22 protein-coding genes are annotated in these 22064 nt (G+C 41.2%); 9 read left to right on the plus strand and 13 right to left on the minus strand.

The genetic code is table 11. The features are described 5' to 3' along the window. Positions 1–272: 272 nt before the first annotated feature. The 6 genes from fis to gpmM all read right to left on the minus strand — a co-directional run bounded on the left by fis (position 273) and on the right by gpmM (position 6446). The gene (gene fis / locus ABZA00_RS08080) at positions 273–572 is read right to left on the minus strand and encodes a DNA-binding transcriptional regulator Fis (protein ID WP_011771455.1); all 300 of its coding nucleotides are present in this window, start codon (positions 570–572) and stop codon (positions 273–275) included. Between the two features lie 13 nt (positions 573–585). Further along, positions 586–1545: a tRNA dihydrouridine synthase DusB gene (gene dusB / locus ABZA00_RS08085; RefSeq protein ID WP_372881651.1), complete on the minus strand. Its 960-nt coding sequence runs from the start codon at positions 1543–1545 to the stop codon at positions 586–588. A gap of 301 nt (positions 1546–1846) precedes the next feature. Next, positions 1847–2728, minus strand: coding sequence for a 50S ribosomal protein L11 methyltransferase (gene prmA, locus ABZA00_RS08090; RefSeq protein WP_372881652.1), 882 nt, complete (start codon positions 2726–2728; stop codon positions 1847–1849). 286 nt (positions 2729–3014) lie between these two features. Continuing rightward, positions 3015–3437, minus strand: a complete 423-nt coding sequence (panM, locus tag ABZA00_RS08095) for an aspartate 1-decarboxylase autocleavage activator PanM (protein WP_372881653.1) — start codon at positions 3435–3437, stop codon at positions 3015–3017. Positions 3438–3586: 149 nt separating this feature from the next. After that, on the minus strand, positions 3587–4798 hold the full coding sequence (locus ABZA00_RS08100; RefSeq protein WP_372881654.1) for a murein hydrolase activator EnvC: 1212 nt from the start codon (positions 4796–4798) through the stop codon (positions 3587–3589). A gap of 118 nt (positions 4799–4916) precedes the next feature. Then, positions 4917–6446 (minus strand): 2,3-bisphosphoglycerate-independent phosphoglycerate mutase, encoded by a 1530-nt coding sequence (gpmM, locus tag ABZA00_RS08105; RefSeq protein WP_372881655.1) that lies wholly within the window; start codon positions 6444–6446, stop codon positions 4917–4919. Positions 6447–6820: 374 nt separating this feature from the next. On the opposite strand from gpmM, the gene ABZA00_RS08110 reads away from it, so the two are divergent. The 4 genes from ABZA00_RS08110 (at position 6821) to gpsA (ending at position 9077) form a co-directional block, all read left to right on the plus strand. After that, a complete protein-coding gene (locus ABZA00_RS08110; RefSeq protein ID WP_372881656.1) occupies positions 6821–7249 on the plus strand; it encodes a rhodanese-like domain-containing protein in 429 nt (142 codons plus the stop codon). 3 nt (positions 7250–7252) lie between these two features. Then, positions 7253–7504, plus strand: a complete 252-nt coding sequence (grxC, locus tag ABZA00_RS08115; protein ID WP_372881657.1) for a glutaredoxin 3 — start codon at positions 7253–7255, stop codon at positions 7502–7504. Positions 7505–7573: 69 nt separating this feature from the next. Then, positions 7574–8044, plus strand: a complete 471-nt coding sequence (gene secB, locus ABZA00_RS08120; protein ID WP_372881658.1) for a protein-export chaperone SecB — start codon at positions 7574–7576, stop codon at positions 8042–8044. A gap of 28 nt (positions 8045–8072) precedes the next feature. After that, on the plus strand, positions 8073–9077 hold the full coding sequence (gene gpsA, locus ABZA00_RS08125; protein ID WP_372881659.1) for an NAD(P)H-dependent glycerol-3-phosphate dehydrogenase: 1005 nt from the start codon (positions 8073–8075) through the stop codon (positions 9075–9077). Positions 9078–9157: 80 nt separating this feature from the next. Here the strand turns inward: gpsA and asd are convergent, their stop codons facing one another. Both asd and nadE read right to left on the minus strand, forming a co-directional pair. Continuing rightward, positions 9158–10270: an aspartate-semialdehyde dehydrogenase gene (asd, locus tag ABZA00_RS08130; protein WP_372881660.1), complete on the minus strand. Its 1113-nt coding sequence runs from the start codon at positions 10268–10270 to the stop codon at positions 9158–9160. A 232-nt stretch (positions 10271–10502) separates the two neighbouring features. After that, positions 10503–11342: an ammonia-dependent NAD(+) synthetase gene (nadE, locus tag ABZA00_RS08135; RefSeq protein WP_372881661.1), complete on the minus strand. Its 840-nt coding sequence runs from the start codon at positions 11340–11342 to the stop codon at positions 10503–10505. A 244-nt stretch (positions 11343–11586) separates the two neighbouring features. On the opposite strand from nadE, the gene glmU reads away from it, so the two are divergent. Continuing rightward, positions 11587–12948, plus strand: a complete 1362-nt coding sequence (gene glmU, locus ABZA00_RS08140) for a bifunctional UDP-N-acetylglucosamine diphosphorylase/glucosamine-1-phosphate N-acetyltransferase GlmU (protein WP_372881662.1) — start codon at positions 11587–11589, stop codon at positions 12946–12948. 133 nt (positions 12949–13081) lie between these two features. On the opposite strand, the gene ABZA00_RS08145 is transcribed toward glmU, so the two are convergent. The 3 genes from ABZA00_RS08145 to ABZA00_RS08155 form a co-directional block, all read right to left on the minus strand. After that, positions 13082–14806 carry a DEAD/DEAH box helicase gene (locus ABZA00_RS08145; protein ID WP_372881663.1) on the minus strand — a complete coding sequence of 575 codons (1725 nt, stop codon included), beginning with the start codon at positions 14804–14806 and terminating at the stop codon, positions 13082–13084. 510 nt (positions 14807–15316) lie between these two features. Next, a complete protein-coding gene (gene nfuA / locus ABZA00_RS08150) occupies positions 15317–15898 on the minus strand; it encodes a Fe-S biogenesis protein NfuA (protein WP_372881664.1) in 582 nt (193 codons plus the stop codon). A 657-nt stretch (positions 15899–16555) separates the two neighbouring features. After that, positions 16556–17308, minus strand: a complete 753-nt coding sequence (locus ABZA00_RS08155; protein ID WP_372881665.1) for a ComF family protein — start codon at positions 17306–17308, stop codon at positions 16556–16558. A gap of 79 nt (positions 17309–17387) precedes the next feature. Here ABZA00_RS08155 and ABZA00_RS08160 point away from each other — a divergent pair, with 79 nt between their 5' ends. Then, positions 17388–17600 carry an alpha/beta fold hydrolase gene (locus ABZA00_RS08160; RefSeq protein WP_372881666.1) on the plus strand — a complete coding sequence of 71 codons (213 nt, stop codon included), beginning with the start codon at positions 17388–17390 and terminating at the stop codon, positions 17598–17600. Between the two features lie 460 nt (positions 17601–18060). After that, positions 18061–18273, plus strand: a complete 213-nt coding sequence (locus tag ABZA00_RS08165) for a hypothetical protein (RefSeq protein ID WP_372881667.1) — start codon at positions 18061–18063, stop codon at positions 18271–18273. A 9-nt stretch (positions 18274–18282) separates the two neighbouring features. Here ABZA00_RS08165 and slyD read toward each other — a convergent pair whose 3' ends face one another. Both slyD and ABZA00_RS08175 read right to left on the minus strand, forming a co-directional pair. Next, the gene (gene slyD / locus ABZA00_RS08170) at positions 18283–18912 is read right to left on the minus strand and encodes a peptidylprolyl isomerase (protein ID WP_372881668.1); all 630 of its coding nucleotides are present in this window, start codon (positions 18910–18912) and stop codon (positions 18283–18285) included. A gap of 26 nt (positions 18913–18938) precedes the next feature. Next, a complete protein-coding gene (locus ABZA00_RS08175; RefSeq protein ID WP_372881669.1) occupies positions 18939–19154 on the minus strand; it encodes a YheV family putative zinc ribbon protein in 216 nt (71 codons plus the stop codon). A 137-nt stretch (positions 19155–19291) separates the two neighbouring features. Between ABZA00_RS08175 and ABZA00_RS08180 the strand changes: the two genes are divergently transcribed. Together ABZA00_RS08180 and ABZA00_RS08185 are read left to right on the plus strand one after the other, a co-directional pair. Continuing rightward, positions 19292–21208 carry an ABC transporter ATP-binding protein gene (locus tag ABZA00_RS08180; RefSeq protein ID WP_372881670.1) on the plus strand — a complete coding sequence of 639 codons (1917 nt, stop codon included), beginning with the start codon at positions 19292–19294 and terminating at the stop codon, positions 21206–21208. A gap of 69 nt (positions 21209–21277) precedes the next feature. Beyond that, complete coding sequence (locus tag ABZA00_RS08185) at positions 21278–21565, plus strand: pyrimidine/purine nucleoside phosphorylase (RefSeq protein WP_372881671.1); 288 nt, start codon at positions 21278–21280, stop codon at positions 21563–21565. The last annotated feature ends 499 nt before the right edge of the window (positions 21566–22064 follow it).

The following is a 22064-nucleotide window of genomic DNA, read 5'->3' on the forward strand; positions in this document are numbered from 1 at the left end:
ATCTGTTTAGGCGTCAGGAAAAATAAATGAAAGCGAGGCATTGATTGCAGTAACTAGTTGTTCTAATTGCAAAATCAATAACGAAGCTAGCATTTATTTTAACAAGCATAAATGATCAGATAATTAATCTGATTGGTATAATACCACGAATATCCCAAACTGCTGTGCAGTTAGTTTGCCTGAAAACCAGTCGGTAAGTGCATAGCAGTCTGTATTGTAGGTATAAAAAAAGCGACTAAAAGCCGCTTTTTTTATGAAATATGTAACAGGGATCAGCCCATGCCATATTTTTTTAATTTTTTGCGTAATGTGCCACGGTTAATACCCAGCATAGTTGCTGCACGAGTTTGATTACCACGCGTATATTGCATAATAATATCTAATAATGGTGCTTCAACTTCTGATAAAACAAGCTCATATAATTCAGTTGGATCTTGACCATTAAGTTGTGCTACATAACCTGACACTGCTTGGCGTACTGAATCGCGCAGTGGTCGTTGAGTTATTTGCCCTGTAGCAGGAATACTAGTTGTTGTTGTAAGTGCTTCTGAAGAAATCTTTTGTTCAAACATGGCTATTAACTCTTTAATTATTCAAATAAGTTTCTAATGTTTTTAATTGCTCATAGGGGCAATCAAGCGCATTAAATTGTTGCTTAAAGTGACCTGACTTATCTTGCTCTTTTAAATACCATCCAACATGTTTTCTAGCAATTCTTGGTCCCATTACTTCTCCGTAAAAACCATGTAACGCTTGCACATGATTAAGAAGAATATAGGCAATTTCTAATTTCTCCGGAGGAGCAAGTTGCTCTCCAGTTGTTAGATAATAATTAATTTGATTGAATATCCAAGGCGCACCTTGTGCCCCCCGGCCAATCATAATGGCGTCCGCACCTGTGTAATCAAGCACATATTTCGCTTTTTCCACTGATGTAATATCACCATTGGCAATAACAGGAATGGTCACATTTTCTTTAATTTTTTTTATAGTATCGTATTCAGCAAGCCCATTATAAAAACATTGCCTCGTACGACCATGCACGGCAAGTGCCTGGATACCTGATTGCTCTGCTAATTTCGCAATTTCGAGACCATTTCTACTTTCCGGATCCCAGCCGGTGCGAATCTTTAATGTAACCGGCACGTCAACGGCATCAACCACACTTTCTAAAATTGCCTGCACAAGTTCAGGGTGGGGTAATAATGCTGAGCCAGCTTTTTTCTTATTCACTTTTTTGGCTGGGCAACCCATATTAATATCAATAATCTGAGCGCCAAGTTGCACACTTAACTGCGCTGCAGCGGCCATCGCTAAAGGTTCTGAGCCGGCAATCTGCACTGATCTGATGCCAGATTCATCATGGTAGTCCATTCTTAACTTAGATTTTTTACTATTCCATACACGCGGATTTGACGACAGCATCTCCGATACAGCAAGCCCGGCACCCTGTTTTCTGCAAAGTTCACGGAAGGGACGATCTGTTACCCCTGCCATAGGTGCTAAAATGATTTTGTTGTTTAGTTGATACTGCCCAATGCGCATAAAATAAGCAATCTCTTTTGGTTAAGGCCGCGTAGTGTACGCATTTTTTCAAAGAGAATAAAGGCTATTAATTAAGCATTTTACAATTATTTTGCTTGCAAACTAAACGATTTTAAGTTTTATCAATTTGATCTCTATTTTTTATTTTAAAGTACTTGTCAGCGAACATTATTTATGTATTTTTCAGGATAAAGGCTTGCGACTCTTCTTTATTTATGTTTTTGCAACAAGGAATTATCACTCACCTTTTTATGGGGATGGGGGGGGATGCATCAGGTGTTTGAGTTTTAGCGGACAAAAATTATTTTTTTATGCCGCTGAGTCTTGCCCATTCCTCTTTTATCATCGCTTTATCCATCTTGAACCACTGCCCGTAAACTTCAATCAGTTCATCCGCCTGCTGCTCTAAAATACCTGATAAAGCCAGTGAGCCATTGTTTTTAATTAAGGCTTCAATGCTGGTTGATAGTTCACGAAGGGGACCTGCAAGAATATTCGCTACTAACACATCGGCCATAATGCCTGCAGGTAAATCTGCGGGTAAATATAACTCCAGTTGATCAGAAACATTGTTACGTTGGGCATTGTCACGACTGGCCGTAATTGCCTGCGGATCGATATCAATACCGATCACCCGTTTAGCACCCAATTTCAGGGCTGCAATGGCTAAAATACCGGATCCGCAACCAAAGTCGATAACCACTTTATCCTGTAAGTCCTGACTGTCTAACCACGCCAGACATAATGCCGTAGTTGGATGAGTGCCCGTACCGAATGCAAGGCCCGGGTCTAGCATAACGTTAACCGCATTTTCATCCGGTACAGGTTTCCAGCTCGGGCAAATCCATAAACGCTCACCAAACTTCATCGGGTGGAATTTATCCATCCATTCCCGTTCCCAGTCCTTATCTTCGAGCTGTTCAATTTTGTAGGAAAAATCATCGCTTAATAGCGGGCTGTTGCGTAACTGTTCAAGGACAGGCTGCATATCCATCTCCGCTTCATAAAGACCGGTTATATCTGTATCGCCCCAAAGACGTGTTTCACCCGGTGCCGGTTCAAAAATGGGTACGTCATGCGCGTCGGTAAAAGTGGCAGACAGTGCGCCGCTTTCCATTAGCAGTTCACCGATATCTTCCGCATTTTTTGCAGTCGCGTTTAGTTTTAATTGTATCCAAGGCATGCTTTTGTCCTTTGTCTGGGTGATTACCATATTGCAGTTAATAATGAGATCCAGCCTGTTTTTTGAAAAACAATTAAGGCAGATCTGTCAATGGTCGGTAGTATACCTAATTCCTATGCAGATGTAGATTCGTTCGCCGGGTGAAAGCTGATAGTTGCGCTCTTTCGGGCAAGCCAAGTTTATCTTTTACGTCGCGCAGGTATAAAAAAGGTGCAGGGGAGGGGCAGGTAATACGGTGATGCTTAAAGAATAATATTATTCTTTAAGCAAATTAACCGGGCATGTTTTATAAGACTTTTCTGAATACACCTTTTGCAAATGAATAACCGGATGCCTGCATAAACAGTGTCACGCCCTGTTTTTCTTGTTCCGGGAATTCATCTAAATACATTTTAACGACTTCAGTACCTTCCTCTTTGAGAAGTTTTTCGACCTGGTCCAGGAGATTTTTAGCGACACCGCGGCGACGCGTTATAGCACGAACACATAACAAGCTTAATGTCGCTTCCTGATCAGTGGTTGTAACTCTTACTGCGCCGAGATGACGGTCATTAAATAAGGTAACAAACAGTTGAGCTTGTTGGTCTTCAATTAATGCCTGCAGTGCCTCATTGGTGAGCTGCTCAGGTGTAAAGTAATCCTGATAGAGTTTCTGCAGATCAGTTAATAGTTGTGTTGATTGTTCAGGTAAAAAGACAGATAAGCGCATATTAGGACTCTTTTTATTATGTTTTAATCGAAGGCGTTGAGATTGCTTATTATGGTTTAATCTGCAGCCAATGTAATTTTTCCATTCGGTGATGGATGTTATTATTTTAATTAAAAATATGCTGGTTTGGTACTGCCACTGCAGCACCCTTATTTTTTCTTAAGCCATAACAGTGGATCCTGAGCGGTACCTTTGTGACTTAATTCAAAATACAGACTATTTCTATCCTGTCCGCCACTGTGTCCTGCAAGGGCGATAGCATCCCCCTGTAAAATAATATCGCCGGTTTTTTGCAGCAGGGTTTGGTTATAACCGTACAGACTGATGTAATCATCACTATGATCCAATGCGATTACCATACCGTAACCTTTGAAATAACCGGCAAATAAAACCCGTCCGCTTGCCACCGCACGTACTTTTTCGCCTTCATTCGCATCAATAGTGATTCCTTTCCATTTGACCTGGCTACTGCGCCGGCTGCCAAAAGTAGATAAAACCTCGCCTTTTATTGGCCAGTTTAATTGGCCTAGTTGTTTGGCAATACTGGAGTAGGTTTTTTCTGCTGATTTTGCTTCTATTTTTTGACGTGCTCTTGCTTTTGCTGCGGCTAATTCTCGTTCTTGTCTGGCTTCTTTCTCTTTTTTTAGTTTTGCTGCCAGGCGTTTTTCTTCGTCACCGAGTTGTTCAAGGAGGGCATTCTGATAATTTAAATCCTGTTTCAACTCGCGCAGTGCTTTGGCGCGTTGTTCGCCCTGTTTGATCAGTTCTTGTTCAGTTGCTTTTTGTTGTGCGTACAGCTCTTCTAACGCAAGCAGAGCCTGAGTTTGTTCAGATTTATTTGCCTCTAGTTGCTGCTGAGTTTCGTAAAGGCTGCTGATACTTTCCAAGCGCGCTTCATTGAGGTAATGATAATAACTTTTTGCACGGACTATTTTGCTGATATCTTCTTGATTTAATATCAGTTTAATTAAATCATTTTGCCCCGCCATGTAGCTGCTTATTAATTGCTGTTCAAGAATTTTTTGTTGTTTTATTTTATCTTCTTCGAGCGTTGTCGTTTGTTTGAATAATGCTTTGAGGCGCTTGTCTTCTTCCAGGATAACCTGTTTTGTCTGTTGTACCTGCAATGATGCGGCTGCAGCTTCCTGTTCAGAAGTAGCAACAAGCTCTTCTAATAGTTTACTTTTTTGGGCCTGTTTGCTTTTGTTATTCTTACTTGCTTCTATTTGCTGTTGAATTTTTGAAAGATCATTAGCAGCAAAACTTGTCTGTATTGAAAGCGTAAAGATAAAAAATAAAAACAGGCAGTTAGCTAACATTGTTGGGATTTTTTTCCGGGAGATATGCTTAGCGCTGGTCATCAGTATTCTACACTTATTTAAGATGCTTCAGTATTTAGAAACTTTATCAACTTTGTTAGCTGATGTTGAGTAAAATAACTAAATACTGAGCTATTAATAGCAATATCTTGCGATAAATCTATTTTAATGTGATAAGTGGCTTACCGGTCATTTCTGCAGGGATTTCCATATCCATTAATTTTAACATGGTCGGCGCAATATCACATAAGCGTCCACCTGAAGCCATTTCAGCTTCGCGACCAACGTAAATAAATGGTACTGGTAAGCTTGTATGCGCAGTATGAACACCGCCTGTTTCAGGATCAATCATCTGCTCAGCATTACCGTGATCGGCAGTAATTAAACACTCACCACCCACTTCTTTTAATGCTTCTACAACTTTACCAACGCAGGCATCAACGGCTTCACAAGCTTTCACTGCAGCTTCATAAACGCCGGTATGGCCAACCATATCTCCGTTAGGGTAGTTACAGATAATCACATCGTATTTTGTACTCTTGATAGCATCGACTAATTTTTCAGTCAGTTCTACTGAGCTCATTTCCGGCTGCATATCATAAGTTGCGACTGCCGGAGATTTAACTAAAACACGATCTTCACCTTTAAATTCAGATTCAACGCCGCCGTTAAAGAAGAAAGTTACGTGTGCATATTTTTCTGTTTCAGAGATACGCAGCTGTGTTTTGTTATGATCGGCCAACCATTCACCGAAGGTATTAGTTAATTCTTCACTTGGGAATGCTGCAGGGGCAGTGATGTCATCGGCAAACTCTGTCAGGGTCACAAAATGCGCTGCAGGTGTCGTTGTACGTTGGAAACCGCTGAAGTTTGGATCAGTGAATGTGTAAGTTAATTCGCGTGCACGGTCAGCGCGGAAGTTCATAAATAAAACCGCATCGCCATCCTGAATCGGCGCTTTTTCACCAATTACAGTCGCTTTAACAAATTCATCATTTTCATCGCGGGCGTAGGCATTTTCCAAACCAGCCAAAGCTGTTTCAGCTGTGTATTGCGCTTTTCCTTGGGTTAACAGGTCATAAGCTTCTTCAACGCGTTCCCAGCGATTATCGCGGTCCATAGCGTAGTAGCGACCAACTAATGTGGCTGTGCGGCCAACGCCAAGTTGAGCATATTTTTCTTCAAATAGAGCCAGTGTACCGGCAGCACTTCTTGGTGGCGTATCGCGTCCATCCAGGAATGCATGTACCAGTATCTCTTTAGCACCACGTTTTGCGGCTAACTCGATAGCAGCAACCATGTGGTCATCGTGGCTGTGTACGCCGCCGGGAGAAGCAAGGCCCATAATATGTACCGCTTTACCGGCTGCGACAGCTTGATCAACCGCTTTTACAAAGGTTGCATTATCAAAAAAATCACCATCAAGGATAGATTTAGTCACTTTGGTTAAGTTCTGGTAAACCGTGCGGCCTGCGCCGATATTGGTATGGCCAACTTCTGAGTTACCCATTTGACCATCTGGTAAACCAACATCCATTCCGGATGCTGAAATCAAATCGTTTGCGTAATCTTTGCAAAGTTGATCAAGTACTGGCGTATTGGCATTCGCAACAGCATTATCAGGCATATTCGGGCGGTATCCCCAGCCATCCATAATTAATAAAACAAGTGGTTTTTTAGCAATAGTCATGTAGAGCCTCTTTGATATTGATGTTTAAAATATGTATATACCCATGATACTTCAAGGTGCTGATTTTGCACTTTCAAGCAACTATGGGTATTAATACCGAAATATCCTGAAAATGATGGTTAGTCAGTTTCTAAGTTACTTTGGTATTGTTACTCATTGTGCCGTGCAATAATCATTAACTTAATTACAGAATGGGTGATTTTACAACATTGGTTGCTGTTGTCACTGAAAAAGCCGATCTATAGCCTAATAGGCTGTAAAAAATAGCTCAATTTAGTTATTTTATAACTTTATGAATAATACTTTGGCTGATCTTATTCATTTCACAAGGTATAATCCTGCCAATTTCCCATAACAGAAGATGAACGTAATTTATGCAAGAATATATTGATTTTTTTTCCAATGAACCAATCCTGTCAGTTGCATGGGTGGCTATCGCCGCGATGCTGGTACAAAGTCTCGTTAAGAGTAAAATATCGGGTGTAAAAAGTATCGCAGCACAGGATGCGATCATGATGATGAATAAGCAAAATGCAATTATTGTTGATGTCCGCCCTGCAGATGAATACAAAAAAGGCCATATTGTGAACGCAAAAAACATACCTGTGTCACAAATTGATAAAGGTGGTTTTGCTGATATTGAAAAACATAAAGATAGCCCCATCATAGTAGTATGTGCATCAGGTGATCGCTCTTCAAGTGCGGCAGGTAAATTGGTAAAAGCGGGTTTTGGCCAGGTAAACAATTTATCAGCGGGTATGAGCGGTTGGGCTGCTGCAAACTTACCAACAACGAAGAAGTAAATTATGGCAACTGTAATTATTTATACAACACCCTGGTGCCCGTACTGTACCCGGGCTAAGAAATTATTGGATCAGAAAAACGTTAGTTATACAGAGATTGATGTTTCAGAGCATGATGCACGTTCTAAAATGGTTGCGTTAACGGGGGGAAGAACCGTTCCTCAACTGTTGATCAATGATCAGCCTACGGGTGGGTGTGATGAACTGCATGCACTTGAGCATAGCGGCAAGCTGGATAAATTATTAAGCAGATAAACTATCAGCTGGAACTTAATACTCGAGAAGTTAACGCCAAAATTATTAATATAAAATTAAGGGATTATAATGTCAGAACAACAAGCTCAACCACAGCAAATTGAATTTAGTATCCAACGCATCTATGTAAAAGACATCTCTTTTGAATGTCCTACTTCGCCTGCTATTTTCAAAAAAGAGTGGGCACCTGCTGTATCAATGGACATTGATACAAAAAGTAAAAAGTTAGAAGAAAATGTTTATGAAGTTGTTTTGAGTTTAACAACCACTGCAAAAGTAGGAGAAGAGGTCGCCTTTTTATGTGAAGTGCAACAGGCGGGTATTTTCTCTGTCGGTGATTTAGAAGGTGAGCAAATGGCACACTGCCTGAACGCATTCTGCCCTAATATTTTATTCCCTTATGCACGTGAAGCGGTATCCAGCCTTGTTACCCGTGGTACTTTCCCGCAATTAAATCTTGCACCGGTTAACTTTGATGCTCTATTCCAGCAGGCAGTAATGAAGAAGCAGGCAGAAGCAGCAGCTAAATTAGATTCTTAATCAAATTATAAGCAGAATAGGTATTTCAATGGCAGATAAAACAGCCATTACAGTCTTGGGGGCGGGGTCATATGGCTCCGCCCTCGCTGTATCTCTGGCTCGAAACGGTCACCCCACCTTACTTTGGGGCCATGAAGCCGATCATATAGAACGGTTAAAGTCTGAACGCGAAAACAAAGCATTTTTGCCCAATATCAGCTTTCCGGAACTGTTAACACCGGAAGTCGATTTAGCAACTTGTCTAGCGGCAACCCGCAATGTTCTGCTGGTAGTGCCAAGCCATGTGTTTGCTCTGGTGTTACAGCAGATAAAACCATTTCTTAGCGCACAGCACCGAATTGCCTGGGCAACCAAAGGGTTGGAAGCTAAAACCGGTCGCCTACTGGAAGAAGTAGCAAGAGAGGTATTGGGTGAAGGTTATCCTTTAGCCGTTATCTCCGGTCCGACTTTTGCCATGGAAGTGGCGAAGGGCATGCCCACTGCGGTGGCAGTCGCCGGATCTGAAGGTGAATTTACTCAATATATTGCCGATCTATTTCATAATAACAGTAATTTCAGAACTTATATTTCCGATGATTTTACGGCCGTGCAGTTGGGCGGTGCGGTTAAAAATGTTATCGCAATAGGTGCGGGCCTGGCTGATGGCCTGGGCTTTGGAGCTAATGCGCGTACTGCATTGATTACGCGGGGCTTAGCCGAGTTAACCCGCTTAGGTGTGGCACTGGGGGCTAAAGAGTCATCCTTTATGGGGATGGCAGGCCTGGGAGATCTGGTTTTAACCTGTACCGATAATCAATCCCGTAATCGCCGCTTCGGGCTTGCTTTGGGGCAGGGCAAGGGGATTGAGGAAGCGCAGATTGAAATAGGCCAGGTAGTAGAAGGTTATAGAAACACCGAAGAGGTGTTTAATTTGTCACACCGGGTCGGCATTGAAATGCCTATATGTGAACAAATTTATTATGTCTTATATCAGGGCAAGGGCGTCAAGCAGGCAGCGATGGATCTGTTATCGCGCAGTCCAAAAGATGAGTGATTAAAGTTTTTTCAATCACTGTATATGAAAAAAGGCTTCTGAAAAGAAGCCTTTTTTCATTGTTTGCCCAGCGCTAAATCCTAAGATTCCTGAAGGATATTCAGCATACGGCGAAGTGGCTCTGCAGCACCCCATAGCAGTTGGTCACCAACAGTAAATGCACTGACATATTCAGGGCCCATTGCTAATTTACGGATACGGCCAACAGGAATACTTAATGTACCTGTTACTTTTGCCGGAGAAAGTTCCTGTACAGTAACTTCACGCTCATTTGGAATCACTTTAACCCAGTCATTATGCGCCGCTAAAATACCTTCAATTTCAGCTACGGAAATGTCTTTTTTCAGTTTCATGGTGATTGCCTGGCTATGACAGCGCATTGCACCAATACGCACGCATAAACCATCAATGGGTACTTGCTGATCACTTGTCCCTAAAATCTTATTGGCTTCGACCTGTGCTTTCCACTCTTCTTTACTTTGACCTGAAGGCATTGGCACATCGATCCAGGGAATTAGGCTGCCCGCTAAAGGAGCACCAAACTGCTCTGTTGGTAGCGCATCACTACGGATATGCTCTGCAACTTGCTGGTCAATTTCTAAAATTGCCGATGCAGGATCTGCCAGTTTATCAGCAACAGCCGCATTGATAGAGCCCATTTGGCTGATCAGTTCACGCATGTTTCGTGCGCCGGCACCGGAGGCAGCCTGGTAGGTATGCGGGGTTACCCATTCGATAAGGTCTTGTTCAAATAGACCGCCTAATGCCATTAATAATAATGAAACGGTACAGTTACCGCCGACAAAGGTTTTTACGCCATCTGCAATGCCTTGTTTGATAACATCTTTATTGACCGGATCTAATACGATAATACTGTCATCTTTCATACGCAGTGAGGAAGCTGCATCAATCCAGTAGCCATTCCAGCCTGCAGCGCGCAGTTTGGGATAAACTTCATTAGTATAATCACCACCCTGACAGGTAACGATAATATCCATCTCAGCAAGTTGCTCAATTGCAAATGCATCTTTTAATGTGTCGGTCGGTTTACCAATTTCAGGTGATGCAAGGCCAACTTGAGAGGTGGTGAAAAATACAGGTTCAATTGTTGCAAAATCATTTTCATCACGCATTCTTTGCATCAGCACAGAACCAACCATACCGCGCCAGCCAACTAAACCAACTTTTTTCATGTTCCATTAATCCTTTCTGTTAAATAATAAAGAGTATCCGGCTAATGATTAACCGAATAGTAAATTTACCATTATCAGGTTGCTTCTGGCTAGTTTTTTGAGTGATCCAGATTAATAAATAAGGAGAAAAAAGATAATTATATATCCCCATGATACTTCAAGATGCAAAGCATTTTGAAGTGTCATGGGGATAGGCATCCTATAATTCAACTTGGCTTATTTATTAAGGCGCTTAGATTTCATAATCGTAAATTGTTGGAATTGGCAGGCGTTTGTGTTGAGTGCGTAAATAGATGGCGATTAGCTTATCTGCAATTTCTTGAGAGACTTCCTTACCTTCCAGAAAATCATCAATTTGATCGTAGGTCATGCCCAGTGCATGTTCATCTTTGAGCTGCGGATTGTTTTCTTCCAGATCGGCAGTAGGGGCCTTTTCAATCAGTATCGCAGGAGCACCAAGCTGTTTGGCTAATGCGCGAACCTGGCGTTTATTTAAACCGAATAAAGGTGCTAAGTCACAGGCTCCATCACCATGTTTAGTATAAAATCCGGTAATATTTTCAGCACTGTGATCTGTACCAACAACCAAACCGCCTGTTAATCCGGCAATTTCATATTGTGCGATCATGCGCATCCGCGCTTTTACATTACCTTTAACAAAGTCGATATTGGTGCCTTCAGAAAGATCTATGCTGCTTTGTTGGACAGCGTTTAGTGTACTTTCATGGATGCCGTCAGCACCGTTCTGGATATTCACCGTAATCACATGAGAAGGCTGAATAAATTGTAAAGCTAATTGTGCTTCATCTTCATCTTTTTGAACCGCATAGGGAAGACGAACGGCAATAAATTGATATTTTTCGCTATTCTCGACCTGATTTAACTGCTCTACTGCAAGCTGGCATAAACGTCCGGCGGTACTGGAATCTACGCCACCGCTAATACCTAACACCAGAGTGTGGCAACAGGCTTGTTGTAATTGAGTTTTGATAAAGTCGATACGACGTTGAATTTCCGTTTCTACATTGATAGTTGTTAAAACACGCATCTCTTGCAATATTTTTTGTTTCATAAAAATTGCCTATATTTGGGGGAATGTGAGGGCTAATAATATTTTTATTTTTATTTTGATTTTGATGAAAATTAACTGGTTTTTGTAGTGTTAGATATAATTCATCAAATAGTTATAGCTAGTTATACTAAATTTTTCATATTAATTCACCCTACAAAACGACTTGTGTGATTTTAATTATTCGTTAAAAGCTAAAAGTCCGGTAAGATAATCCTTTTTATTGTTTAATCATTAAGGTTTTTCTATGTCTTTAAGTGTTGTCATCCTTGCCGCCGGCAAAGGAACGCGTATGTGCTCCAATCTTCCAAAAGTACTCCATAAAATTGCAGATAAACCCATGGTTCAGCACGTTATTGATACGGTGAAAAGTGTCGGCTCTGACAATATCCACCTGATTTACGGCCATGGGGGGGAGCAGGTGCAGGAAAAAATAGCCGATGAAGGTCTTAACTGGATTCATCAGCAGGAGCAATTAGGAACCGGACATGCAATGCAGATTGCACAGCCACATTTTAAAGATGATGAAAAAATTCTGATGGTTTATGGTGATGTGCCATTACTGTCAGAAAAAACCTTAGCTGATTTAATCAGTGCGCAACCTGAAGGCGGTATCGGACTATTAACTGTTGAATTGGATAATCCAACGGGATACGGGCGTATTGAGCGTTTAAACGGAGCAGTTGTCGGTATTGTTGAGCAAAAAGATGCCAGCCCGGAGCAGTTAAAGATTAAAGAGATCAATACCGGCATTCTGGTTGCGGATGCAAATGATTTAAACCGCTGGTTGCCCGCGTTAAGCAATGCCAATGCTGCCGGGGAATATTATATTACTGATATTATTAAAATGGCGCATTTAGACGGACGTACCATCAATGCAGTCCAGCCGGAAAGTGCTATTGAAGTTGAAGGTGTTAACACACGTCTGCAACTGGCTAATTTAGAGCGTGCCTACCAGTTAAAAAAAGCCAATGAGTTATTGTTAAGTGGCGTGATGCTGCGTGATCCTAACCGTTTTGATCTGCGCGGGGAGTTAACTTGTGGTGTTGATGTTGAAATTGATATTAATGTCATTATTCAGGGTAAGGTTAACTTAGGTGACGGCGTTGTGATTGGGGCAAACTGTATTCTGATTGATTGTGATATTGCTGATAACGCTGTTATTCAGGCTAATTCAATCATTGAATCAAGCAGCGTTGGTGCGCGCGCAACTATCGGTCCATTCGCGCGTATCCGCCCGCAAAGCGTGTTGCAGGAGGGAGTGCATGTGGGTAACTTTGTTGAAATTAAAAAATCAACTCTCGGCAATGGTAGTAAATGTGGGCATTTAAGTTATATCGGGGACAGTACATTAGGCCAACGGGTTAATATCGGTGCAGGTACAATCACCTGTAACTATGATGGCGCGAACAAATTCCATACCCATATTGGAGACGATGTATTTATCGGCTCAGATTGCCAGTTAATTGCTCCAGTTACGGTCAACAACGGCGCGACAACTGCTGCAGGCTCTACAATTGTGATGGATGTACCGGAGAATGCATTAGCTGTTGCGCGTTCTAAGCAACGTACTATCAATAACTGGAAACGTCCGGTTAAAAAGAAATAGGTTATAAATAGCGGCAAGCGGCGAGCTTCGCCAGGCAGAATTCGCCGCTATTGACTCGAAGCTTGTTGCTGTTTTACAGGTATAAAAAAGGGTGCTCTAAGCACCCTTAATTTTAAACACTGATTAAACGATATTAGTCTTTTTTGATTTTCAACTGACGTTTACAAACATAAACATTCTCAAGATGTTTTAATGTTTCAGTAGGCATACCTTTTGGCAATTCAATTGTTGAATAGTCATCATTAAGCTTAATATCACCGATAAAACGGCTATTGATATCAGCTTCATTGGCAATAGCACCTACGATGTTCTTAACTTGAACACCGTGTGCACGACCTACGTCCAGGCGATATGTTTCTAATTCAACATCTGTCGGACGGCCACGACCACGAGGTTTATCAGCGCCTCTTTCATTACGATCCGGGCGTCCACGGTCATTACGATCCCGGCGTCCGCGATCATTACGATCAGCACGGTCAAAGTTACGATCATTGCTGCGTGGTTCAACAAATTTTTCTTCAACGGGTTGTAATGGTTTTTCTTTTTGCGCTAAGAAAAGTAAAGATGCTGCAAGATCTAAATCATCAATATCAGTATTGTTTTGAATCTCTTCAAATAATGTACGGTAGAAGCTTAAATCTTCACTTTCACAAACAGAGAAAAGTTGTGTTTCAAAGTTTTTAATACGTGTTTTAGTCACTTCATCACGGCTTGGAAGATCCATGATGGTAATCTCTTGACGTGTCGCACGTTCAATTGCTTTCAATAGGCGACGCTCACGTGGTGCTGCAAATAAAATTGCTTTACCTTTACGGCCAGCACGACCTGTACGGCCAATACGGTGAACATAAGATTCTGTATCAGTCGGAATATCGTAGTTTACTACCAGGCTCAAACGCTCTACATCAAGACCTCGAGCAGCAACGTCAGTCGCGATTAAGATATCCAAGCCACCTGATTTCAAGCGTGCAATAGTACGCTCACGTAATTGCTGATTCATATCACCATTTAATGCAGCGCTGCGGTAACCGCGCGCTTCCAGGCGTTCAGCCAATTCAACCGTTGCTGTTTTAGTGCGGGCAAAAATGATTACGCCATCATATTCTTCCGTTTCAAGCATACGCGTCAGTGCATCCAGTTTATTCACACCACGCACGATCCAACATTTCTGTTCGATATTTTCAACTGTAGATGTTTTAGCCTTGATTTTAACTTCGCTTGGATTGTTCATGTAACGTTTGGTAATACGTTTAATCTGATCCGGCATAGTTGCTGAGAAAAGTGCCGTTTGGCGTGTATCAGGCATCTCATTCATGATTGTTTCAACATCATCAATGAAACCCATACGCAGCATTTCATCTGCTTCATCAAGAACCAATGCTTTAAGATTCGATAAATCCAACGTTTTACGTTTCAGGTGATCCATCACACGGCCGGGTGTACCAACCACAACTTGCGGGCCGCGTCTTAACTGCTTGAACTGAATATCATAGCTTTGACCGCCATAAATAGGTAATACATGGAAACCACGTAAGTGACGAGAATAAGTTTGGAATGCTTCTGCAACCTGAATTGCTAATTCACGTGTTGGTGCAAGCACTAATACCTGCGGCTGGTTTGAATTAACATCAATGTTCGCAAGTAAAGGTAATGCGAATGCTGCTGTTTTACCTGTACCGGTTTGCGCAAGACCTAAAACATCCTGACCGTTTAATAATAGGGGAATACATTGCGCTTGAATTGGAGAAGGAGTTTCATAACCTAATTCAGAAACAGCTTTAGTGATTGCTTCTGGTAAATTTAATTCGCTAAATTTTGGTAAAATAACTTCTTGTTCTTTGTTTATTGACTCTGACATATTGGCCTCATGAGTTCGGTTTAAGTCTGCATTTAAGAGATAACTCAAATGCACAGAATTCAGCTTATACCTACATCACCTCAATCATTTCAGTTTATGACTGAAACCATCTATGAATTTTTCGTGTTATCAACCGCGTAGTAGGTTTAATCTGAAGATTTCGCATGGATAAAATCAATCCTTTTGCGAGGGTGGCGCATTCTACTTGATTTGCGTAGAAAATGCTCGTGTTATTTGAAGTTGCGCGCAAAATAAAAAAATAATTTCAGATTAACGCCCTGGTGCAAATATAATTCTTGCCAATTTATCATATATATTGTTCCTGTTTTGCGCATAATTTAGTTGTGAAGAGACGCTTAGAGCAGGGCGTTTGATTGAGCAGTTACAGGCTATTGGGATTGAAATCAACGCAGAGCAAGAGGATTAGAGAGTTAAAAGGGGCAGCGCAGATATCTGCAAAAATCGATATAAGGGCTAAACGTAGCGTTAGCCCTTATTAACAAGAGGATTTTATTTATAAAAAGAGTGATCGCCACTTTGATGTTCAGTAATATCCCGAACTGCATTCAACTCACCGGAAAACTCTTCCAGCAGTTCTTTTTCAATACCTTCTTTAAGCGTTAAATCCACTTGTGAGCAGCCGTTACAACCACCGCCGAACTCAATAATGGCAACATTATCCGAAGTGATCTCTATTAATTTGATAAAACCACCGTGACTTGCCAACTGCGGATTTATCTGTACTTGAATAACGTATTCAACGCGTTCCATTAATGGCGCATCATCTTTTACTTTGCGCATTTTTGCATTTGGTGCTTTAAGTGTCAGTTGTGTTCCGGTTTCTTCTTCAACCAAATCGATAAAGGCATCTTCCAAAAATGGCACGCTAACATCATCAACTAAGGCATCAAAGCCATCAAAGTTTAAGCGTGTGTCACTGCCCTCTACAGCTTCAGGTGGACAATAGGAAACACCGCATTCAGCTTTTGCAGTACCAGGATTAATGACAAACACGCGGATGTTTGTTCCTTCTTTTTGTGGTTCAAGTAACTTTTTAAAATGTGCTTGTGCAACCGGTGTGATTTCAATCATAGTTAAACCTTTGTTCCTGAGTAATTTACTAGGTTATTATAAATAATTTAGAAAAAAAGAGTAGCGATAATTTTAATCACCCTCTTATAAGCTTTTTATTTGTCGATACTATTACTTATACCCATGTTACTTCAAGATGCAAAATCAGCAAGCCAAATTGTACTTATTATGCTAGAGCGCCATATAGTTTAAAAAACGAACGCCAGAGCTGACTGAAAATCGCTCCCAAAGGGCGAGGCCCAAATGGTCGCATGTTGCGTTAAATTTTTTCGATTTAGGCCCACTAGATCTTCAAAAATTTGCCTTACCTGCGATCATTTGGGCTCTCGCTGGTGCTGTTTTTTTAAACTATATGGCGATCTAGGGAGCTATCAAGAGATTTACTTTGTTAATCCTCTATTGCCAGAATTACAAAAAGACCTAATTCTTTTATAGTCATTCTACATTGATATTTTATAACGACGCAGATGAGTGCCATTTGGCTTGCCCCATGGGGCTCAGCTCGAAAACCAGTATTGTGTTACAGCATTCGATAAGGGAACAACCATTACCGTCATGCTGTGCCTTATTCTGCTCTCCGAGCTGAGCCCTGATAAAGCACCTTGAGGTATCATGGGTATAACATACCGGTAAACAAATATTTTTATGCCAGCTTGTTTATTTTTGAACAGGTAACGATGTTCGGCAGATACACCAGATGTCGATCCTCTGCACGCCGGCCTCTAACAACGTTTGACATAAGCTGTTGGCAGTAGCGCCAGTAGTGACAACGTCATCGACAATGACAATATAACTGCCGGCTATTTGTTGTCGAACAGAAGGATCAATAGAAAAAGCCTTGTTTACGTTTTTTCTGCGTTTATATACTGAAAGCCCTTCTTGCGGAGCTGTCTTTAGGTGACGTTCCACTTTTTCTGACAGCAGCGGAATATGTAATTGTTTTGAGATCACCTGGGCAATGATATCTGCCTGATTAAAACCACGCCGACGGTTCTTTTGTATATGTAAAGGCACTGGTAGTAAATAATCGATGCTGCTTATCTGCAGTGCAGACAAATAAAGCCGGAGCGATGCTGTTAATAATTCTCCCAGAAGCTCACCATAAATTAACTGCCTGGAGTATTTCAATTTTTTAATAAGGGTGGAATAAGGTTTCCGGTAGTCTCCGAGGGCATGTAATTGAGTAAAACGGTGTGCTTGCTTCAAGCAGTCCCCACAAAATGGAGAGGAGTTATTTAGGGCTAAACCACAGCGTTGACAGCACGCTCTCTCTTTCACTAATGCTTTTTGGCAATGGCTGCAGATCAGTTTATTGTTACTGGATAATTCGCATATTAAACATTGTGCCGGTAAGAATAACTCGATTATTTGCTGGAATTTTTGTTTAATAAAAGGAGCAACTGTTTGCAAAAGCGCTTACCTGATTAAAGGGAGAGACTGTGAGTATAGAACAAGGTGGCATTATAGTGTGCAGGGGGAAGGTTCCGATTTGTTATTATTACATGGGTGGGGAGTAAATTCCGCTGTCTGGAAACCTGTCCTTGAACCGTTATCTGCTCACTTTCGGGTGCATTTAATCGACTTACCCGGGTTTGGTGACAGTGAAGAACTGGTAAACTATTCACTCGATGCAATGCTGGATAATATTCTTCAGGTGGTGCCGGAAGGGGCAATCTGGTGCGGTTGGTCACTGGGGGATTAATTGCCACTCATGCCAGTTATATACCCATGTTACTTCAAAATGCTTTGTCAGGCACGAGCTCGGAGACCAGAGCAAGACGCAACATGAGGTAATGGTTTTTCCCTTTTCGATTGGTGCAACGCAGCACTGGTTTTCGAGCTAGTGCCCCATAGGGCAAGGTAAATTGCACCAATCTGCTTTGTTATAAAATTTCTATGTAGAATAATACCAATTCCGTTATTAGATGATCTATTTAGGTGTAGGAAAAATGGATGAAAGCAAGGCGTTGATTGCAGTAACTAGTTGTTCTAATTGCAAAATCAATAACGAAGCTAGCATTCATTTTAACCAGCATAAATGAATAGATAATTATCGGATTTGGTATAACTATACTTCAATTTTATGCCTGGCATCTCGGCACAATTTGCCTTGCTGACTTTGCATCTTGAAGTATCATGGGTATATATATCCGGATAAAATTGTGAAATTAATTCAAGTCTGCACTTCCCTTAAATTTGTTGCTGTTCAACGTTGGCCGGGGGTTGATCACATGCGCCTTTTATTAGTGAAAGCGATGACTTTGTGGATAGTTTTGTCCGGTTTTCATTGCCCCAAAATTAATTTTTGTACGGGGTTAGAACGTGAGGAAAAGCCGATTGAATTGCGCTTTTATGTTTGTAATTCAATCGGTTAAGTATCGCTGTTAGTGGCAACCGCCGCAACAACCTTCAGCAGTTTCTTTTTTTACTTCTTCTTTATGTCCGTGACCACCGCAGCAACTGTCACCTGGCGCGTGTTTACTTTCATCTCCGCCGCAACATTCATGATCAGAGGCTTCTTCTTCCTCATGACCGCCACAACATCCGCCCGTTTGGTGGATATGACCGTGAGCCAACTCTTCTGCAGTTGCTTCGCGAACCGCAACAACTTCACCAACAAAGCGCAAGTCCATACCCGCTAAAGGGTGATTTGCATCGATACTAACGCTTTCATCAGTCACTTCTGTTACTTCAACAGTGCGTGGTCCCTGATCAGTTTCTGCCTGGAATGACATACCGACTTCAATTTCATCAACGCCTTCGAATAAAGAGCGTGGCACCTGCTGTACTAGTTCTTCCTGAAAAACACCGTATGCATCTTTAGCTTCTAGTTGAACATCAAATTTATCACCAACCTGTTTGCCCTCTAATTCAGCCTCCAGACCAGGTACCAAATAATGTGAACCTTGAATGAATTCAAGTGGAGCACCATTTTCTGTGCTGTCTAAAGCATTACCATCAACTTCAGCAACACCAAAGTGGATTGAAACCACTGAGTTATTTTTAATTATCATCTCATTTCTCATTAATTATGTTGTATTCAATTTTCATTCGGATCAAACACACCAATCATCTGCTCAAATTGGCGCGTTGCCGATGTAGCTTGTTTAGGTGTCTGTGTCTGTGTGTATCCGCAATGCACACAGGTTAAAGTTTCAACTGCATTTTCTAATGTCAGCGCGATACTGTCAAGTTGATTACATGCAGGGCAAGTTGCCCCTGCTATAAAACGTTTCTTATTTTTGGATAATGCCATTGTCAATAATCTGTTTGATAAATGATGCTCAATGGTAACCAAATTTGATTTGATTAGCAGCTGCTATAGCTCAACTTTGCAAAGTCCGTTATTATTCTGTTTATTTTTTGCTTTTATAATATTGAGAAAGTGTATTTATGATTGTGGCCAGTAATATTGAATTCATCCGCGGCGGTAAAGCTTTACTTGAAAATGCCAGTGCAACAATCAATCCTCGCCAGAAAGTTGGGTTAGTCGGCGCGAATGGCTGCGGTAAATCCAGCTTTTTTGCTCTGTTAAAACAGGAAGCCCAAGTTGATAATGGTGAGTTGAGTCTTCCTCTGCATTGGCGAATGGCAAGCGTAGCGCAAGAAACGCCTGCGCTAGATATGAACGCACTGCAGTATGTTATTGATGGGGATCGTGATTTCAGATCCTTACAACATCAACTGAAAGAAGCGGAAGCGGCTGATAATGGTAATAAAATTGCTGAGCTGCATATCAAGTTAGACAATGCGGGCAGTTATACCATCGAATCACGTGCCGCAGAACTGCTCGCAGGTTTAGGCTTTTCCGAACAGGCTCAGGGCCGCTCGGTTAGTGATTTTTCGGGTGGCTGGCGTATGCGTTTAAATTTAGCGCAGGCTCTGCTCTGCCCTTCAGATCTGTTACTGCTCGATGAGCCAACCAACCACCTCGATTTAGACGCGGTAATTTGGCTGGAAAAATGGCTGCGTCAATATCCCGGCACATTGATTTTAATATCCCATGATCGTGATTTTATCGATAGTATAGTAGATAAAATAATCCATATAGAACAGCAGCAACTGCATGAATATACGGGAAACTATAGCAGCTTCGAACGTCAGAGAGCAGAAAAGCAGGCACAACAGCAAGCCTCCTATGAAAAACAACAGGCACAAATGAGTCATATGCAAAGTTATATTGACCGTTTTCGTTACAAAGCCAGTAAAGCTAAACAGGCACAAAGCCGTATCAAAGCATTGGAAAAAATGGAGCAGTTATTGCCTGCGCATTTAGACAATCAATTTAGTTTTTCATTTAGAGAGCCTGACGCATTACCTATGCCGCTGTTAACTCTGGAAAAAGTGAGTGCAGGCTATGACGATCTCTTGATTCTGGATCAAATTAAATTAAACCTTGTACCTGGCAGCCGCATCGGTTTATTAGGACGTAATGGTGCCGGTAAATCGACGCTGATAAAATTGTTATCAAATCAGATTAAACCGAAATCGGGTAAATTGGAGATTAATCCGAATGCCAAAATTGGTTACTTCGCCCAGCATCAGTTAGAGTTTTTACGCCTAGATGAAACACCACTTCAGCATCTTGCCAGGCTTGCGCCGGATGAAAAAGAATTAACATTGCGGAATTTTTTGGGGAGCTTTGGTTTTCAAGGGGATAAAGCATTAGATAAAGTCGCACCTTTTTCGGGTGGAGAAAAGGCGCGTTTAGTATTGGCACTATTAGTGTGGCAAAAACCGAACCTATTACTACTTGATGAACCAACCAATCACCTCGATTTGGAAATGCGCCATGCATTGACAATGGCATTACAGGAATTTGAAGGTGCAATGGTGATTGTTTCCCATGATCGTCATTTATTACGCACAACAACAGATGACTTATATCTGGTACATGATCAGAAAGTAGAGCCTTTTGTTGGTGACCTGGATGATTACCACAAGTGGTTATCTGAACAACAACGAATCGAAAAGCAGCCGCAACAAGAGATTGCCAGCAGCAACTCGGCAAGTGTTAACCGCAAAGAACAAAAACGTTTAGAAGCCGAATTTCGTAAAAAATTAACACCCTATAAAAAGCAGTTAACTAGCTCAGAAAAATTAATGGATAAATTGAGTCTACAATTAGAAGAGATAGAACAGCAATTAGCAGACTCAGCATTATATGAGCATTCACAAAAGGCTCGTTTAACCGAGTTATTAAAGCAGCAAGGCGAATTAAAAGAGACACTCGAAGAAGCGGAAATGGATTGGATGACTGCCCAGGAAACAATCGAACTGATGCAAGCTGAATTTGAAGATATTATTTAAGCACTTGAATTTTGAATTTGCCTTGTTCATAATCATTTACACATCAGTAACACATACAAAGGAAATGAAATGAGTTTTAAAAGCAATGAGTACTTTGATGGAAATGTAAAATCAATCGCATTCCAAAGCGCAACATTACCAGCAACCGTTGGCGTGATGGAAGTAGGTGAGTACACCTTTGGTACTGATGCTTACGAGTACATGACGGTCGTAAGCGGTGCTTTGACGGTGAAATTACCAGGTGCAACGGATTGGAAAACATTCAATGCCGGTGAAACATTTGAAGTAGAAGCAAATACGAGCTTTGATGTTAAGGTAGCAGTACAAACAGCATACCTTTGTCTTTACAAAAAATAGTCGCGACAAAGCGTTAATGAATTGAAAAAAGGAGCTTAGCTCCTTTTTTTTATGGCAAAATTTAGCAAAATAGATTTAAACAGAATCAAAAATAGAATAATTCCAGAAATGATTTATGCTTAATGGTTGAAAAATAATCGTCATTGAGGCATAAGTGAGCATGTTGTTTGTTAAGTAATCGTTCGTTCATTTTGTTGAAATAATCGTTAATAAAACGCTTGCCAATGAGATCTAAATCCCTATAATGCGCATCCACGGAAACGGGAACGACGCAAGTCAAGCCGCTTCTGAGAACGAAAAAGGTTAAGTTTTTAATCACGTTAAACGTTGATTAGAAACATAAAATAAACCTTGACTCAGTTCAAAAGGCGCGTATTATACGCACCTCGCCGAAAGGCACGCTCTTTAACAATTTAATCAAACAATCTGTGTGGACATTCATTGTTGATATGATTTCAAATAAGTCCTAGTTACTAGGCACTATATCAATAGAATGACA

The sequence above is a fragment of the Psychromonas sp. genome, from assembly GCF_041586535.1.
Lineage (GTDB): Bacteria > Pseudomonadota > Gammaproteobacteria > Enterobacterales > Psychromonadaceae > Psychromonas.

Bases quoted from the DNA above. Each gene is read 5' to 3' on its own strand.
- fis (WP_011771455.1), bottom strand. From the start codon at position 572: ATGTTTGAACAAAAGATTTCTTCAGAAGCACTTACAACAACAACTAGT.
- dusB (WP_372881651.1), bottom strand. From the start codon at position 1,545: ATGCGCATTGGGCAGTATCAACTAAACAACAAAATCATTTTAGCACCT.
- prmA (WP_372881652.1), bottom strand. From the start codon at position 2,728: ATGCCTTGGATACAATTAAAACTAAACGCGACTGCAAAAAATGCGGAA.
- panM (WP_372881653.1), bottom strand. From the start codon at position 3,437: ATGCGCTTATCTGTCTTTTTACCTGAACAATCAACACAACTATTAACT.
- ABZA00_RS08100 (WP_372881654.1), bottom strand. From the start codon at position 4,798: ATGACCAGCGCTAAGCATATCTCCCGGAAAAAAATCCCAACAATGTTA.
- gpmM (WP_372881655.1), bottom strand. From the start codon at position 6,446: ATGACTATTGCTAAAAAACCACTTGTTTTATTAATTATGGATGGCTGG.
- ABZA00_RS08110 (WP_372881656.1), top strand. From the start codon at position 6,821: ATGCAAGAATATATTGATTTTTTTTCCAATGAACCAATCCTGTCAGTT.
- grxC (WP_372881657.1), top strand. From the start codon at position 7,253: ATGGCAACTGTAATTATTTATACAACACCCTGGTGCCCGTACTGTACC.
- secB (WP_372881658.1), top strand. From the start codon at position 7,574: ATGTCAGAACAACAAGCTCAACCACAGCAAATTGAATTTAGTATCCAA.
- gpsA (WP_372881659.1), top strand. From the start codon at position 8,073: ATGGCAGATAAAACAGCCATTACAGTCTTGGGGGCGGGGTCATATGGC.
- asd (WP_372881660.1), bottom strand. From the start codon at position 10,270: ATGAAAAAAGTTGGTTTAGTTGGCTGGCGCGGTATGGTTGGTTCTGTG.
- nadE (WP_372881661.1), bottom strand. From the start codon at position 11,342: ATGAAACAAAAAATATTGCAAGAGATGCGTGTTTTAACAACTATCAAT.
- glmU (WP_372881662.1), top strand. From the start codon at position 11,587: ATGTCTTTAAGTGTTGTCATCCTTGCCGCCGGCAAAGGAACGCGTATG.
- ABZA00_RS08145 (WP_372881663.1), bottom strand. From the start codon at position 14,806: ATGTCAGAGTCAATAAACAAAGAACAAGAAGTTATTTTACCAAAATTT.
- nfuA (WP_372881664.1), bottom strand. From the start codon at position 15,898: ATGATTGAAATCACACCGGTTGCACAAGCACATTTTAAAAAGTTACTT.
- slyD (WP_372881668.1), bottom strand. From the start codon at position 18,912: ATGATAATTAAAAATAACTCAGTGGTTTCAATCCACTTTGGTGTTGCT.
- ABZA00_RS08175 (WP_372881669.1), bottom strand. From the start codon at position 19,154: ATGGCATTATCCAAAAATAAGAAACGTTTTATAGCAGGGGCAACTTGC.
- ABZA00_RS08180 (WP_372881670.1), top strand. From the start codon at position 19,292: ATGATTGTGGCCAGTAATATTGAATTCATCCGCGGCGGTAAAGCTTTA.
- ABZA00_RS08185 (WP_372881671.1), top strand. From the start codon at position 21,278: ATGAGTTTTAAAAGCAATGAGTACTTTGATGGAAATGTAAAATCAATC.